Below are 16,743 nucleotides of genomic sequence, written 5' to 3' on the forward strand. Positions count from 1 at the left end.
TCTCTAATGAAATTAAGGTTTTTTAAACGAATGTTTGTAAACAAAATAATTTGACCGGAAGTTTGAAGATGGTAATGGCAGGTTCATAATTAATTTCTGAATTTTATAACCTCCATCTTCCATCTTCACGCTTCCTGTTTTTTAATAGCTCATTTCTACGATCTTCTTTGCATCCTGAGGCGTAAGTTTTTTATATTCACCAAGACCTGTCCATTTTCTTTCGGTGAATGCTTTTTCCACTCGTTCTGCTGTTCCCTGGAAATCTTCGGTGTATTCCGAAAGCTTAGTCTGGATGTGCAGGCTGTGGAAAAAATCTTCCAGCTTTCTGATTCCTGCTTCTGCTCGTTCTTCAAGAGTTCCCTCTTTAATTCCCCACACTCTTTCTGCATACTGAGCGAGCTTTCCTTTTTTAACTTCAAAATTATAGCGGTAATGGGAAGGAGCAATGATGGCCAGTGTTCTTGCATGATCAATTCCGAAATATGCGGTCAGTTCATGGCCCATTGCGTGAACTGCCCAGTCGGTAATCACACCTTTCTGAATAAGCCCGTTTAAGGCCATTGTGCAGCACCACATGAAATTTCCGGCTGCTTCATAGTCGAAATCATCTGCAAGAACTTTCGGAGCAGTTTCCTGAAGGCTGATCAGGATGCTTTCTGCAATTCTCTCCTGCAAATCTGCCGGGGAAGGTGCTGTCATATATTGTTCCAAAACATGTGTATAAGCATCTGTTAAACCATTTACAATTTGTCTTGCTGGTATTGATCTTACGACTTCAGGATCCAGGACTGAAAATTGCGGGAAAAGGCCCGGACCTCCGGAAGACAATTTTTCATTGGTCTCTCTTCTTGAAATCACATAGCCGGAATTCATTTCAGATCCGGTTGCGGGCAACGTAAGAACCGTTCCGAAAGGCAATCCTTCTCCTTCGAAAGTTCTTACGGATTTGGTAAGGATTTCCCACGGCTCACCATCATAATTTGCTGCTGCAGAGAGAAATTTTGTTCCGTCAATCACCGAACCTCCGCCAACGGCCAGAAGGAAATCGATATCTTTTTCTTTGATAAATTGGAGTGCATTGACCAGAACTTCATATTCGGGATTGGCAGGAACGCCGCCGAACTCATAGATTTCATGATCTTTCAACGCCTCTTTTACCTGGTCGTAAACACCATTATTTTTAATGCTTCCGCCGCCATAAATCATTAAAACTTTAGCATTGGCCGGAACTTCTTTAGATATTTTGGCAATTTCCCCTTTACCGAAAAGTATTTTAGTTGGATTTTTAAACTCGAAATTAAGCATAGTCCTTAAATTTATTTAAATTCAAATGTACGCAATGCTTGATGAAATCCGGGTTAATAAAGTTTTAAAATTTTAATGATTCAGTTTTATTAAAACTATCGGGTTTATTATAATAGACGTTTCGTCAGTTCGAGTGAAAATTCTGAAAAGAATTTTATATCGAGAACATATTAACTAAGAGTTCTCGATACAATTTTCCTCCATTTCATTACGGAAAATCACTCGAACTGACGATTAATTGAAAGACGTATATTAAAGAAGATTTATATTTTTCATCACGTCAGTTCGAGTAAAAATTCTGAAAAGAATTTTGTATCGAGAACAGATCTCTTAATTATAAAAAGTTCTTGATATGCTTTTATTGATTGTATTGCGAAAAACCTGTCTGAACTGACGGATTAAAATATTTTGTATGTAAAGTGAAATTTATGCATTCAGTTGAGGCCATCAACTACTTTGATGAGATCGTCAAGTACTTCGAATGGCGGATCAATCAGTTCGATGAAGCAATCAAGTGTTTCGAATAAGCGATCAACTGCTCCGAAGAGGGAACCAACCAGTCCGAAGTAGCGATCAACTCCTCCGAAGAGCCGATCAACCAGTCCGAAGAGATAGTCAAGTGCAATTTGTTATTTTTCAATGCTTTATAGCTTCGTTGAAAAGAGCGAATCAATGAAACAGTACGCTGTATCAATAGAATTCAGAGCTTTTTAAACATAAAAAGTAATTTTGTGTATGAAATAAATAGCGGATATTATAGAAATCGAACAGACATATTTATATTAAAAAGTTCCATTGCTTTTTACCTCATGTTTTCCCGTTTTCCTGTTGATCTTAATGAAAAAAGACTCTTTGTTTTCGGTATTGTTTGTAAGCTTGGTGAGATATAGGAAAATATTTTTATCATCCATTTTATAAGAGCTGCTTAGTGCATTGCCTGTGTCAACAGTATAACCGTATGTGTTGGCTATTAAAATAGCTTCCGGAAGATTATCGACAGTTCCGATAAAATCTCTCAGTTGCTGTTCAGTTGAAAAGTATTTCGTTTTACCTTTTTCACAGGCCAGAAGGTAAGAAAAACAATCTTCACCCAGGCATTTCTGAAAAAATCCTTTCTCAGGAGTAGGATCATTTAAAGTCATGAAATCCGGTGCCTGGCTTTCATAGATAACCGCTTTGTCGGGATCCGGATTGTTTCTGAGAACGCTCCAGTAATCGTATTTTTTGTCCGGAACGATAAAAGGGTAGAGTAGTTCCGGATTGTCGAGAATTTCAGGAATTTTTTGGTAACCTGCCGGAACAGTTTTCTGGCTGAAAACCAAACCTGAACACAGCAATACAATCGGAAATAATACTTTCATTCTGTCATTGTTTTAATTTAGCAAAAAAGCTGTTAAACTATTTTAAAGTTAACCACAAAAGAGGCAAGGATATTTTAAAGTTGTTACTGGAGAAACAAAGTTCTCAAAAGAATAAAAATCAAAGATTTTAAAAACTATTGTGTTCTTTATTCTTCATGTTGATGAACTTTAATTGAAAGTATTTAAATCTTTTGCGGTTAATAGAAATTTTCAACAAGTAAAAGGAAATTTACTGGAATATAATTTTGTAATATCCGTTTTCATCTTTCACATCAAATCCCACGCCGGTAAAAGTCAGTTTTTTGATCTGATAGCCTTCGCAGCCGCTATTGAATTCTGCGGATTCTATTGAGAAATCAAAAAGTTTGACATTAGAATAAAATTTATAATTTTTTGTACCGTTGTACGCTCCTACATTTTCCAGAAGTACCCTGTTCTCTGAAGTTTTGGTGAGCTGAATGGCAACATTGTTTTCATCCTGTATGGAATAGGTGGTCAATGTTCCATTGGCAATAAGGTTTTCACCGGCAGCATTCACAAATTCAAAAACAATAGGCTGTGGCGGATTATAGCAATCTTCACCGCAGGCGGTGAAAAGGAAGGCCATTATAAAGAATATGAATATTTTTTTCATGAGATTAATATCTGTGAAGTGTAAAATTAATTATTAAAAATATATTAATGTCATAAAAAACCAACAGTAAGCTAAAATTTTAGTAATTACTTTTTTTCTGCCGGGTTGCTACTATCCAAATCTATTGTAATAAGATCTCTTGCATAATCATTTGCCTTTTGATATTTATTGAAAAGCATTTCCAAAATATTGTTGTCGATCATCTTATTTTTAATATAATAATAAACGAGTTCCGCTCTTATAGATCTTAATTCAAACAATACAAGTTTATATGTATTTTTCTTATTATCAGTTTGAAATAACGTATCAAATGCAGTAACGGCAGTAGCAACCGCTCCTAAAATTAATGTAACTTTTGCTGTAGTAATATCCTCAATTTCCGCAATTCCTGATACAATAGTAATTGTTGCAGTAAAAGCAATTTGGATAATTCTGATAAAGTAGAACAGCAGGGCATATTTCCTGGTTTTCCTTTCAATTCTGTTAATCTCTTTCTGAATTTGAATATAAAAAGGGTTGTTTATTGAATTATCTTTCATAGGTTTAGTTTTATATAAAAATATGTAATTAATTTTAAGAATTCAATGAAACAGAATTAATTATTTTAAGCTATTCTTCGTTTGAAATCAAATCAAAATCCCCTACATTTGTTATTATGATACACGACCAACGCGCAGAAAAATTCAGGCAGATCGTGGAAAATAAGTTCCAGATCTACAATTCATTGTTTATGAGCCTGCCTTATGATAAAATGACGAACATCGGGATGCTCCTTCCGTTTCTTTGTGAAGAAAGCAAAACCGGCTACCAAGCCGGGAAAACTCCCGAAGAAATCGTTGAAGAATTCTTTAAAAGCCATACCGATTTGCAGACCGAAGAACAGAAACTCGAACTGCTTTTTAAAATTATACAATATATTGAAAGACAGGTTGTTTTGTTCGACAGTATCGAAGATGCAGCATTTCCCAATCTTCATTCCGACAGCGACAAAGGCACGGTAACCAACCTTTACGAGCATTCCCTTCAGGACCATAAACTGGAACAGGTTCGTGAAAAACTCAAAGATTTTGCGATCAAAATTGTCTTTACCGCACACCCGACCCAGTTTTATCCGAACTCGGTACAAAGGATTCTTCATGACCTCAGAAATGCAATTACCCACGATTCGATCACCAATATCGATATGCTTCTGCAGCAATTGGGGAAAACGCCATTTGTAAATAAAGAAAAACCGACCCCGATTGATGAAGCCATGAGCATCATTTATTATCTGAGATATGTGTATTACGATACGATTGGGGAACTTTTCACGAAAATAAAAGAAACGTTCGGAAGTGAGCATTTCCATATTCATGAAGACCTTATCCAGCTTGGTTTCTGGCCGGGCGGCGACCGCGACGGAAATCCTTTTGTAACGGCCGATGTTACCAAGAGGGTAGCAGAAGAACTTCACTCAGCCATTCTCAAAGCATATTACAATAATCTGAAGTCAGTAAGAAGAAGATTGAGTTTCAGGGGAGTTTCGGAAGTGTTGACAAAACTCAGCAACGAACTGTATTCGGCTATATTCAGAAATGAAAGAATTACAGCAGATGATATCATCAGACGACTGGATGAAGCGGAAACAATTGTCAGAGAGCAGCATAATTCGCTGTTTATTGATCTGCTGACGGATTTCAGGGACAGGGTGAAAATTTTCGGAACCCACTTTGCGACATTGGACGTTCGCCAGGACAGCAGGATTCATCAGAAAGTAATTGATGAAGTTTTTGCCAAAGTTGTCGGAAATCCAGACGCTGGTTCAGAAGAGAAATTCAACCGTCTGATTCAGGTTTCGGAAAAAATAAATCCGGATGATTTTGAAGATATCGTTAAAGATACTTTGCTTACGGTTGCTCAGATTACAGACATTCAAATGCTTAACGGCTTGAGAGGAATGAACCGCTACATTATTTCCAATTCCGATGCGGTAAAGGATGTGATGAATGTGTATGCATTTTTCAAAATCTGCGGTTATCAGGATGCAGAAATCAAGATGGATATTGTTCCGTTGTTCGAAACCATGGAAGGTCTTGCCAATGCGGAAAAAGTAATGGCTGAACTGTATCAGAATCCGGTGTATCAAAAGCATCTGGAAAGAAGAGGAAATCAGCAGACCATTATGCTTGGCTTTTCTGATGGTACAAAAGACGGCGGCTATCTCAAAGCCAATTGGGAAATTTACAAGGCCAAGGAAGTTTTAACGAAACTTTCCGAACAAAACGGAATTAAAGTGGTCTTCTTCGACGGAAGAGGCGGTCCGCCTGCAAGAGGTGGCGGAAAAACCCACGATTTTTATGCTTCCCAGGGAAAAACGATTGCCAATAATAAGATTGAATTAACAATTCAGGGACAGACGATTACCAGTATTTTCGGGAATAAGGAGCAGGCAAAATACAATTTTGAACAGCTCTTAACAGCCGGTGTGGAGAATGATGTGTTTAAAAATTCCAAAAAAGACCTTACGGAAAAAGAAAGATCGCTGATTGCCGAACTGGCCGATATCAGCTATAAAAAATATTCGGATCTGAAAGCACATCCTATGTTTGTTCCCTATCTCCAGGAAATGAGTACGCTGGAATATTACGGGAAAACCAATATCGGAAGCCGCCCGTCGAAAAGAGGTGTCGGAAATGAGCTTAAATTTGAAGATTTAAGAGCCATTCCTTTTGTAGGTTCATGGTCACAGCTGAAGCAGAATGTTCCCGGGTTTTTCGGACTCGGTTTTGCTATGCAGCAGATGAAAGAACAGGGACGGTTTGACGAAGTAACAGCACTGTACAGGGGTTCCGACTTCTTCAAAACATTGGTTTTAAACTCCATGATGAGTTTAAATAAAACTTATTTTCCGCTGACTTATTACATTAAAAATAATCCTAAATTCGGGGCATTCTGGAATATTTTGTTTGATGAATATAACCTTTCTAAAAATATTATGTTGGAGCTTACCGGCTTCACCATGCTCCAACAGGAAGATCCGCTTTCCAGAAAATCCGTAAAGATCCGCGAAAGAATTGTTCTTCCTTTATTGAGTATTCAACAATATGCCCTGATTAAAATTCAGAAAGGGGAAGGAAATAAAGAAGCGTATGAAAAGCTTGTGACGCGGTCTTTGTTTGGAAATATCAACGCCAGCAGAAATTCAGCTTAAAAATAGTATGAAAAATATATTCTTTTCAGTTTCGGTTTTTACAGCCCTTTTTTTGTTTGATGGTTGTAAAAAATCCAATGAAAGCCAGTTGCCGCCAGCTGCTAAAAATGAAGCATTATCGGTAAAAAAAGTTTTGGAAGATCATGTAAAAACTGCTGATAAGAAAAAACCTGCTGATTTTATACCCAATGGATTTGTGCTTTTTGATGAAGTAGAAGGAGATCTGAATAACGACGGACGTAAAGATCATGTGCTGATCATTAAAGGAACTGAAAAGGATAAAATAGTCACCGATGAGTATCGTGGAAAACTGGATCGAAACCGCCGGGGAATTATTATCTTGTTTAAAACAGAAGATAACAGCTATAAAAAGATTGTAGAAAACAACAACTGCTTTTCATCCGAAAACGAAGATGGCGGCGTATATTATGCTCCGGAAATGGAAGTTTCCATAGACAAAAATAATCTCTATGTTAATTATATGCACGGCAGATATGGATACTGGACCTATACTTTTAAATACAGAAGCAATGATTTCCAGCTCATTGGTTATGATGCAAGCTATAACCGCGGCCCGATTGTTCAAAATGAGACAAGCATTAATTTTTTAACCGGTAAAAAGCAGATTAAAGATAATATCAATAAAGATGAGGAAGACAAGGATGAGGTTTTCAAGGAAACATGGTCTAAAGTTGATATTCAAAAGCCTGTTCTTTTATCTGAAATTAAAGATTTTGATGAACTCAGCTTCTGACATAAATTCAATAAAAAACCTCTCGGACTGAGAGGTTTTTGCTTTATTCTTTTATAAATTTTTCATAATAGATTGCATCTTTTGTTTTGATCTTCAGGTAATAAACCCCTTTACTGAAATCTTCAACTTTCAAAGATTTTTGATTATTTACTGTGGTGATCAGTCTTCCTAAATTATCATACACTTCCAGTGATGTAATTTCTTTTTCGGAAGCAATATTGAGAATATTTTTTACCGGATTCGGGAAAATGACAATATTGTTTTTCTTTACCAATTCAGACGTATTTAAAACATTGTTGTACAAGCTTCCGAAATTAAGGATTCCAAAACCCATCTGATCGGTATGATTCGGATAAAGCGATGCGGTCTGTCTTAGCTTATCTCTCATCAGATCTCTGTTCATTGTAGAAAAAGCCTGGATGAGACATGCGACGCCTCCTGCTGCAATGGGCGTGGCGATAGAGGTTCCGCTTACCGGAAGTGTGGAATTGTTATTGCTCACCGTAATCGCTGCTGTTCCTCTTGCACTTGCATCAGGTTTAATAACTCCCGCAGAATTGGGTCCGTAAGATGAAAAATCCGACGATGCTCCTGCAGCGTCTACAGAACCGATACTAAAAACTTTCGCGTTATCCGCCGGCGTTAAAATATAATGCCATGGCTGAACTCCAGAATTTCCTGCGGCAAATAATACAAATATTCCTTTGTTTACTGCGATTTCAGCACCACGCGCAATAAAGGAAGTCGTTCCGTTCAGATTGGCGTAGGAATAATTGTACTTCGGGTCATCAAAAGTGGAATACCCTAAAGATGTGGTAATCATATCAACTCCTTTCCGGTCTGCTTCTTCAGCAGCTTCAATCCAGTAAAGTTCTTCTTCGGGAATTTCGACATTGGCATTTTCACTTCGGTACAAATAAAAATCGGCATCAGGAGCAGAGCCTACAAAAGTATCCTGTACAAATCCGCCAATGGCTCCGAGAACCACCGTTCCATGTATATTGAGGGAAGGATTATAAATGTCTGTGGTCTTCGTTACAAAATCATATCCGCCTTTGATGTGTCCGTTATTCCAAAGCCTCGTAAATGCGGAACCTGTATTTACATTCGGAAAACCGGTGTCGATGACAGCGATGGTAACTCCTGTTCCGGTATATCCTGCAAGATGCAGCGGACGAATGTTAATCTGGTCAATCTGCTGTGCTCCGGAACCGTAATCAAAGACGGTGAGGTTTTTTCCTGTATTGACGTCCGGATTTATCCATTTATTGATATTTTCCATCTTTGGTACACCGGATGCATTCTTTGCGAAACTTTCTACAGAATTCACATAAGTCTGTGACTGAAGAAGAGTAATCTGAGCCGGAGTAGCATTGACGGCAACACCATTAAGCCATTTTGAATAATCCGTAACGGTGAAGCCCAAATTCTGAATACTGGTAATGTAGGATGGCTCAATAGGTGCATCCTGATCATTCAACGGAACGCCAAGGGCAGTACGTCTGTCGAGAGACTTTTGGGAAAGTTCAGACAAGGGATTGGCATAAAATGCGGCCTTGTTCGGCTTATCTTTAAAGAACACGAAAACAAGCGACGTTTGTGCAAAACTCACTGAATAACATGCTAAAAGACAAAAGAGTAGAATTTTTTTCATGTAGATATTTTATATAAAGATAAAACAAAATCAATAAAATTTTTGATAGGATTTTAAATTCCTTATTTTTACAGAAATATTTATTTATGAAAAAGATTCAAATGGTTGACTTACAAAGTCAGTATTACAAGATAAAGAATGAAGTAGATAATGCAGTTTCAAATGTAATGGATTCAGCGGCTTTCATCAACGGCCCTGAGGTAAAGTCTTTCCAGAATGAATTAGAGTCTTATTTAGACGTAAAACATGTAATCCCGTGTGCCAACGGTACGGATGCTCTTCAGATTGCTTTAATGGCTCTTGATCTTAAAGAAGGGGATGAAATCATCACTGCAGATTTTACTTTCGCAGCAACGGTTGAGGTTATTCATTTGCTTAAACTTAAATCGGTACTGGTAGATGTTGATTATGATACGTTTACGATTTCTACAGAAGCGATTAAAAAAGCGATTACCCCAAAAACAAAGGCCATTATTCCGGTTCATCTTTTCGGGCAGTGCGCCAATATGGAAGAAATTCTGAAAATTGCAGAACAGCATAATTTATATGTTATTGAAGATAATGCACAGGCGATCGGTGCAGAATTTACATTCTCCGACGGAAGTGTAAAAAAAGCAGGAACCATGTCTACGGTAGGAACCACTTCTTTTTTCCCTTCTAAAAATCTCGGATGCTATGGCGACGGAGGAGCTATTTTCACCAATAATGATGAATTAGCGCATCGTTTGAGAGGAATCGTGAATCATGGCATGTACGAAAGATATTATCATGATGAGGTTGGTGTAAATTCAAGATTGGACAGTATTCAGGCTGCTATTCTGCGAAAGAAACTTCCGCATTTAGATAATTATAATGAAGCAAGAAACAAAGCAGCTGATTATTACGATGAGGCTTTTGCAGGGCATGAGCACATTTTAACGCCGAAAAGAGCGGATAATTCTACTCATGTTTTCCATCAGTACACGTTGAGAATTTTAAACGGTCAACGCAATGACCTTCAGAAATTTTTAACGGAAAAAGAAATTCCGGCTATGATCTATTATCCAGTAGCCCTAAGAAAACAAAAGGCTTATTATCAGGAAAGCAATGATGCCGATTTCGTGAACACTGATAAGCTGCTGGATGAGGTTATTTCTCTTCCGATGCATACGGAACTGGATGAAGAGCAACTCAAGTATATTGCAGATGCGGTGCTGGAGTTTATGAAGTGATTTTTGTAATGAGAAAAAGAATATTCAGTAATAAAATAGTTTTTTATTTAGCGATCATCGTTACAATATTTCTTATTTTTTTCTCAATTATGTCATTTCTTTCATTATTTAATGATTTCAGCATTATTACCACTATTATGACTGTTTTTTCAATCGTTGTAAATTTATTTGCATTAGTACATTTAATTGAAAAATATAACAAGGCAGTTTTGTTTTTAAATCTAAGCTTAGGTATATTTATGCTTGATTCATTATTTTATATTGTTTTAGTACTTAAAATGTCTCTTGTGAATCTAGATAAAGTTCTAACTAGTTTTCATTTTAAGATTTTGCTTATTGGAACAATAATTCTGATAATTATTAACAAATATAGTCTTAAGGAAAATAAATCTGAAATAGAAATAGAATCTATAGGAAAACACAGTGAATAAAAAAAACAATACTTTGTCCAAGATTTCAAACTTGACAAAGTCCAAAAAAATACAATATGGCAATACTCGTAACAGGAGGTTTAGGATATATTGGTTCACACACGGTGGTGGAACTTTTGAATAACAATTTTGAAGTTGTTATTGTAGACGATTTATCCAATTCGGAGAAATTTATATTAAAAAATATTGAGGAAATTACCGGAAGAAAACCTGTCTTTTATCCTTTTGATTTAAAAAGAAGAGAACTTTTAACCCAGGTTTTTGATGCGCACCCTATTGACGGCTGTATTAATTTTGCCGCTTCAAAAGCGGTGGGAGAGAGCCAGATAAAACCGGTTGATTATTATGAAAACAATCTGTTCTCTCTGATCAATATCTTGCAGGAATTTAAAGAAAGAGGACTTTCCAATTTTATTTTCAGTTCTTCCTGTACAGTTTACGGCCAGGCGGATACGATGCCGATTGATGAAAATACACCGCTAAAAATGCCTGAAAGCGTTTATGGGAAAACCAAGCAAATGGGCGAAGAAATTTTAGCTGATTTTGCCAAAGCTTATCAGAGAAAAATTTCTCTATTGAGATATTTTAACCCAATCGGAGCACATCCGTCCTCAAAAATTGGCGAATTACCTATAGGAATTCCAAATAATCTTGTACCTTATGTTATGCAGACTGCAGCAGGTATCCGCGAAAAGCTGAATGTCTGGGGAAATGATTACCCAACACCAGACGGAACGGCAATCCGTGATTATATTTACGTAGTTGATCTTGCAAAAGCTCATGTGGCTGCTCTGCAAAAATTGATGCAAAGCACATCAGACGAAGCTGTAATTGATATTTACAATCTCGGAACAGGAAAAGGATCTTCTGTTCTTGAAGTGATCAAGGCCTTTGAAGTGGCAAATAATGTTGAAGTTCCCTATCAGATCTGTGATAGAAGAGAAGGAGATATTACCATAGCTTATGCCAATGTAGATAAAGCGGAACGAGAACTTGGATGGAAATCTGAAACTTCTTTGGAAGAATCGTTAAGAACGGTATGGGAATGGCAGGAGTATCTTCAGTCAAGGAATATTTAAAATTAATTAAAAAAAGAAATTTATTATGAAAACACAAAGAATAGGCATTACGTTTTCGTCTTTTGACTTACTTCATGCCGGACACATTAAAATGCTTGAAGAAGCAAAAACGGTTTGTGATTACCTTATCGTTGGCCTGCAGATTGATCCCTCTCATGATCGCCCGAATAAAAATAAACCTACGCAGACTATCGTAGAAAGATATATTCAGCTGAAAGCCGTAAACGCGGTGGATGAGATTATTCCTTATTATACCGAGCAGGATCTGGAGGATATCTTAAAATCATTTGTAATTGACGTTAGAATCATTGGAGATGATTATAGAGAAAAAGATTTCACAGGAAAAAAATACTGCGAAGAAAATGGCGTTGAGATCTTTTATAACAAAAGAGACCACAGGTTTTCATCTAGTGACCTCAGAAAAAGAATTTACGAAGCTGAAATGGAGAAAAATTCAAAGGCTGAAGCTGTAAAATAAAAAAATCCCGAAATATTTTCGGGATTTTTTATATATGAAGGATATTACATTGGTCCTCCCTGCTCATCTCCGCCAGTATCATTGGCATTAATGTCTTTTTTACGTTTCGGCTGTTCCACTTTCTCTCCCTGTTTAAATCTGTAAGTAAACGATAGAGCGAACTGTCTTGGCTGCCACTGCATGTAAGAATCTCTTACGCTGTTTGCTGTATAAGTGGTAGATCTCATTGCTCTCGTGTTGAAAATGTCCTGGATATTGAAAGAAATGGTTGCATTTCCGTTCCAGATCGTTTTTGAAGCTCCGAAATTAATGGCATACATATCTTTTCTATCTTGATAGGCTGTTTTCTGGCCACCTCTATAGAATCCCTGTACCTGTAAACTGAATGTTTTATCAACCTTTACCGTAGAAGTAAGTCTTGCTCTTGTTGAGAATCCTTTTCCTTCAAAATTAGCAATAGCCTGTGTAGGGTTTCCATCCAGATCAAAAGTATCATACGCAATGCTTCCTTTTGTATTATATCCGAATAAATCAACATTTCCGAGGAATTTCAGCCAGCTTGTTGCATCAAAGTTGAAGTTTAAATCCAATCCGTATCGGTCATCGGTACCAAGATTGATAGGTTTTGTATGAGATTCGATCACCTTTGGCGTAAGAATATTTCCAGCTTCATCTGTTGCTAATTTGTTATATACTAACATTTTAGTATCGTCAGTCTGATGTCTGTAGTATAATGTAGGGTTAATCGTGAATTTTTTCTTGGAAATGCTGTATCCGAATTCATATGAATCAACATAAGAAGGGTTCAGATCGATATTACCGTCGAAAATATTCTGGTTGTCATTATAATTAGGATTCGGAATCAGGAAGAAAGATCTCGGACGGTCAATTCTTCGGGTATAATTTAATAATAACTGATTGTCTTTTGAAAATTCATAGCTTAAATACACACTTGGAAACAGGTTGTTATAGTTTTTTGTAGTATTTAAAGCCGGGCTCGTCGGAACTAAATTTTTATAAGCAATATCAATGCTTGAAATTTCATCTCTCAGTCCTAACTGGTATCCTAAATTTCCGATTTTGCTTTTAAACTGCACATAGAAAGCATTAAACATTTCTTTGTAATTGGCATCATAAGTATACGGTCTTAAAAATGACAATGCAGGAGTGGTTACAGTGCTTTGCTGTACATCATTGCTGTAATCGTTATTGTTGATATCCAATCGGTAACCTGCCTCAAGTTTAGAGTTTTCTCCAATCGGAAGTTCATAATCCGCTTTGGCAATTACGGTTCTGTTTATTGTATTCTGGTTAACAATATTCCTTAATTCAAATAAACCATCACGGGTCTGATCAATATCGGTATCGTTATAAGAACGGTTTCTTTGTAAACTTAATGATAAGGATAAATTTTGTCCTTTATCGTCAAATTTATGGTCTAATCCGAAATCTCCCTGAAATGCCAGGTTGTTATTGGTTCCTAATGTAATCCTTTGCGAACGACTATTTGGAATTGCTAAAAAATCGTAGAAATAATCAATATTTCCTACACTTTCATTATCAAACGTTCTTACGGTTCCGGATGCGTTTACGGAAGTTTTATCCGATATGTCATAAACGATTCCGGCAGAAGCATTATAGTTGTTATTCTTGCTGTTGTTCTCAGAATTCGTATTTCTCTGGATCTGATCATCGGCATTCACAGCATTGCTGAAATAATCATCATTTCTGTTGGTGCTTTTAGACTCTCTGTATCCGCCGCCGCCGTTCAGGAACCATGTAAAGTTTCCTTTTCTCCAGCTTAAATTGGTATTCAGGTTGGTTTGGGGAAGGTACCCTAAAGTTCCCGTAACACTTCCGTTGAAACCTGTTTTTTTGTTTTTCTTTAAAATGATATTTAAAATACCTGCTGTTCCGCTCGCCTCAAATTTAGAAGAAGGGTTTGTAATTACTTCAATTCTTTCGATCTGGTCTGCCGGAATACTCTGTAAAGCATTAGCCCCGTCGTCAATTCCTAAAAGTGCAGACGGTTTACCATTAATTAAAAAACGTACATTAGAGCTTCCTCTCATGGAAACCGTACCATCGGTATCAACAGACACAGAAGGAACATTAGAAAGGACATCCTGAAGATTTCCTCCCTTGCTTACAATATCCTGAGAAGGGTCGTAGGTTCTTTTATCAAGTTCAACTTTATAAGGTTTTGTAGAAGCTGCAGTGATAGTAACGCCCTGGATTTCTCCGGTTTTCATATTGGTTGCGCTTGCTTCAGGATCAATAGAAAGTGCACCGATATTGCCCGCTGCTGTAATCTGTTTGGTAATAGTACTTTTTTTGTAATCGATTGCCTCAACAGAAATGTCGTATTGTCCGGGTGTAAGATCAAGCTTATATTGTCCCTTTTCATCGGTGAGTGTTGCATCACTCAACTGTTTGTTTGCTTTGTTAGTGAACGTAACTGAGGCATAAGGAACGGGCTGATTGCTCTTGCTGACAACCGACCCTGAAATACCCACCTTCTCCTGTGCAAAAGCCAACGCTGCGGCCGAAAGTACAAAAGTAAGCCCTAGGGTTTTCTTTGTAAAAATGTTAATGATTTCCGTCTGATTCATAAGGTATTTTTTTGTGTAAAATCGCGAAAGATTTTTCTTAATATTATGAAATTATCAATTGTGTTTAACTTCAAATATTAAGCCTAATTTATTATTTGTAAATATATATGTCGCTTTAATTAGCGAAATGTTAATTATAAAATTGTTAAAAAAAGTTAATTATAATTATTATTTTATATTATTTGAATTCAGCCAGTCCTGATATGCTTTTGCATTAATTGCATGCTGTTCGGCACTTGCAGTGAATTTGTGGTATCCTAATCTTGCAGGATCGGCACACATAAAAATATAATTGTTTTTTTCAGCATTTAAAACTGCGTCAACAGAATTTTTATCTACCACACAAATTGGTCCCGGAGGAATACCTTTATTGGCATAGGTATTATAAGGAGATGGCGTAGATAAATGTTTATAGAAAACTCTTTTAATAGGCTGCTGGAAATTAGTCTGTTTATTAATGGCATAAATAACTGTGGGGTCCGATTGTAATTTCATTCCCTTTCTGTAGCGGTTCAGATAAAGGCCGGCAATGGTCTTCATCTCGTCCTTTTTACCGCCGGATTCTTTATAAACAATGGAAGCGAGTGCATAAATCTGTTCTCTCGTAAGACCTGATTGCTGCTCTTTGGCTTTTCTTTCAGCATTCCAGAATTCATTATACTGATCATTGAACCTGTTAAAAAAATCTTTTGGTGTTACCGTCCAGAAAAAATTATAGGTATCAATAAAAAAATATTTTTTAAGATCTTCTGCGTTATTATAGCCTTTTTCGGCTGCGATGGTGTTGAGTCCTTTCACAAATTCCAAAGAATCCAGTTCTGTTTTTTTGGTTACTTTACCCAACATTTGGTACACATCCCCGAAATCCCCGATTCTAAAGCTGTTCTCACTCTGGTTTCCTGCTTTGATCATGTTTACAAGATGAGCATTTCCCAATCCTTTCTGAAAATGATAGCGTCCTGCTTTATAAAATTTTTCAAGGTCTTTTTCTTTAGCTACCGCTTCAAATGTTTCCCGGTTGTCTACATATTTTGCCGCCGAATCTAAAATCTGTTTAAAACCGGCATTATGAGGAATGAGAACATAACCGTCATTTTTGATATTGTTTCCGTAATATTTGGAATAAAATTTAAAACCAAAAAATCCACCTATTACAAAAATAAGCAGGGCAATAATGAGGATAGCTTTTTTCATGTATCGTTTAACTAGATTTATTTACAAAACATCTATTCTTCCTTTAAAAACCTGTTTCGCAGGGCCTTCCAGCCAAATATTTCTGAAAGAATTTCCGTCTTTTTCAGCATATACTTTAAGATTTCCTCCCAAAGTCTTCACATTTACGGAAATTAGATTGTTATTTTGAAGAAAGGTTAAAGCAGAAGCTGTAACTCCTGTACCACAGCTGTATGTTTCATCTTCAACGCCTCGTTCATAGGTTCTTACAAATATTTCATCTTCATTAATTTTTTCCACAAAGTTTACATTGATCCCCTTTTCTTTGTAGTTTTCCGAATTTCGGATACCGCTTCCTTCTGCAAAAACATTATAATTCACAAGATCTTCAACATATTTTACATAATGTGGCGAACCTGTATTCATTACGGTATCATTTCCGTCAACAGCAATGGTTTCCACATCATTCATTTTCAGTTTTACGATTCCGTTGTGGATTTCCGCTTCGTGAGCTCCGTCAATGGCTGTAAACCGGCATTTACCTTCAAAAATATCAAGGAAGAAAGCAAACGCAACCGAACATCGGGCCCCGTTTCCGCAAAAGCTTTTGGAGCCGTCGGAATTATAATAATCAACTTCAAAATCAAAACCTTCTGCCTTATTTATTTTGATCAGTCCGTCCGCGCCGATACCGAATCGTCGGTCACAGAGCTTCTGAATACTGGCTATTGAAAGGTCATCCCATTCTCCGGAACGATTGTCTATCATTACGAAGTCATTTCCGGTTCCCTGATATTTGTAAAATTCCATATGGTAGCTGATATTTGTCTCAGATTGAGCATGCAAAATTAGTACAATTAA

The 16,743-nt window shown here is 36.8% G+C and carries 13 protein-coding genes; 5 read left to right on the top strand and 8 right to left on the bottom strand.

Features of this window, described 5'->3' with window-relative positions; all coding sequences use genetic code 11:
- Positions 1 to 141: 141 nt before the first annotated feature.
- The 4 genes from M0D58_RS00190 to M0D58_RS00205 all read right to left on the bottom strand — a co-directional run bounded on the left by M0D58_RS00190 (position 142) and on the right by M0D58_RS00205 (position 3,839).
- Positions 142 to 1,305 carry an iron-containing alcohol dehydrogenase gene (locus M0D58_RS00190; RefSeq protein WP_248392499.1) on the bottom strand — a complete coding sequence of 388 codons (1,164 nt, stop codon included), beginning with the start codon at positions 1,303 to 1,305 and terminating at the stop codon, positions 142 to 144.
- Positions 1,306 to 2,087: 782 nt separating this feature from the next.
- Positions 2,088 to 2,666: a hypothetical protein gene (locus tag M0D58_RS00195; RefSeq protein WP_248392500.1), complete on the bottom strand. Its 579-nt coding sequence runs from the start codon at positions 2,664 to 2,666 to the stop codon at positions 2,088 to 2,090.
- Between the two features lie 229 nt (positions 2,667 to 2,895).
- Positions 2,896 to 3,300 carry a putative periplasmic lipoprotein gene (locus tag M0D58_RS00200; protein ID WP_248392503.1) on the bottom strand — a complete coding sequence of 135 codons (405 nt, stop codon included), beginning with the start codon at positions 3,298 to 3,300 and terminating at the stop codon, positions 2,896 to 2,898.
- Between the two features lie 86 nt (positions 3,301 to 3,386).
- Positions 3,387 to 3,839, bottom strand: coding sequence for an SLATT domain-containing protein (locus tag M0D58_RS00205; protein WP_248392505.1), 453 nt, complete (start codon positions 3,837 to 3,839; stop codon positions 3,387 to 3,389).
- A gap of 116 nt (positions 3,840 to 3,955) precedes the next feature.
- On the opposite strand from M0D58_RS00205, the gene M0D58_RS00210 reads away from it, so the two are divergent.
- Both M0D58_RS00210 and M0D58_RS00215 read left to right on the top strand, forming a co-directional pair.
- Positions 3,956 to 6,490 carry a phosphoenolpyruvate carboxylase gene (locus M0D58_RS00210; RefSeq protein ID WP_248392507.1) on the top strand — a complete coding sequence of 845 codons (2,535 nt, stop codon included), beginning with the start codon at positions 3,956 to 3,958 and terminating at the stop codon, positions 6,488 to 6,490.
- Between the two features lie 7 nt (positions 6,491 to 6,497).
- Complete coding sequence (locus M0D58_RS00215) at positions 6,498 to 7,244, top strand: hypothetical protein (protein ID WP_248392509.1); 747 nt, start codon at positions 6,498 to 6,500, stop codon at positions 7,242 to 7,244.
- 43 nt (positions 7,245 to 7,287) lie between these two features.
- On the opposite strand, the gene M0D58_RS00220 is transcribed toward M0D58_RS00215, so the two are convergent.
- A complete protein-coding gene (locus M0D58_RS00220; protein ID WP_248392511.1) occupies positions 7,288 to 8,898 on the bottom strand; it encodes a S8/S53 family peptidase in 1,611 nt (536 codons plus the stop codon).
- Positions 8,899 to 8,984: 86 nt separating this feature from the next.
- Between M0D58_RS00220 and M0D58_RS00225 the strand changes: the two genes are divergently transcribed.
- The 3 genes from M0D58_RS00225 (at position 8,985) to M0D58_RS00235 (ending at position 12,097) form a co-directional block, all read left to right on the top strand.
- Positions 8,985 to 10,109, top strand: a complete 1,125-nt coding sequence (locus tag M0D58_RS00225; protein WP_248392513.1) for a DegT/DnrJ/EryC1/StrS family aminotransferase — start codon at positions 8,985 to 8,987, stop codon at positions 10,107 to 10,109.
- Between the two features lie 487 nt (positions 10,110 to 10,596).
- Positions 10,597 to 11,619, top strand: coding sequence for a UDP-glucose 4-epimerase GalE (galE, locus tag M0D58_RS00230; RefSeq protein WP_248392515.1), 1,023 nt, complete (start codon positions 10,597 to 10,599; stop codon positions 11,617 to 11,619).
- Positions 11,620 to 11,644: 25 nt separating this feature from the next.
- Positions 11,645 to 12,097, top strand: coding sequence for an adenylyltransferase/cytidyltransferase family protein (locus M0D58_RS00235; protein ID WP_248392517.1), 453 nt, complete (start codon positions 11,645 to 11,647; stop codon positions 12,095 to 12,097).
- 44 nt (positions 12,098 to 12,141) lie between these two features.
- On the opposite strand, the gene M0D58_RS00240 is transcribed toward M0D58_RS00235, so the two are convergent.
- The 3 genes from M0D58_RS00240 to dapF form a co-directional block, all read right to left on the bottom strand.
- Positions 12,142 to 14,709 carry a TonB-dependent receptor gene (locus M0D58_RS00240; RefSeq protein WP_248392519.1) on the bottom strand — a complete coding sequence of 856 codons (2,568 nt, stop codon included), beginning with the start codon at positions 14,707 to 14,709 and terminating at the stop codon, positions 12,142 to 12,144.
- 168 nt (positions 14,710 to 14,877) lie between these two features.
- The gene (mltG, locus tag M0D58_RS00245; RefSeq protein ID WP_248392521.1) at positions 14,878 to 15,903 is read right to left on the bottom strand and encodes an endolytic transglycosylase MltG; all 1,026 of its coding nucleotides are present in this window, start codon (positions 15,901 to 15,903) and stop codon (positions 14,878 to 14,880) included.
- Positions 15,904 to 15,924: 21 nt separating this feature from the next.
- A complete protein-coding gene (gene dapF, locus M0D58_RS00250) occupies positions 15,925 to 16,692 on the bottom strand; it encodes a diaminopimelate epimerase (RefSeq protein WP_248392523.1) in 768 nt (255 codons plus the stop codon).
- Positions 16,693 to 16,743: the final 51 nt, after the last annotated feature.

The sequence above is a fragment of the Chryseobacterium nepalense genome, from assembly GCF_023195755.1.
GTDB lineage: Bacteria > Bacteroidota > Bacteroidia > Flavobacteriales > Weeksellaceae > Chryseobacterium > Chryseobacterium nepalense.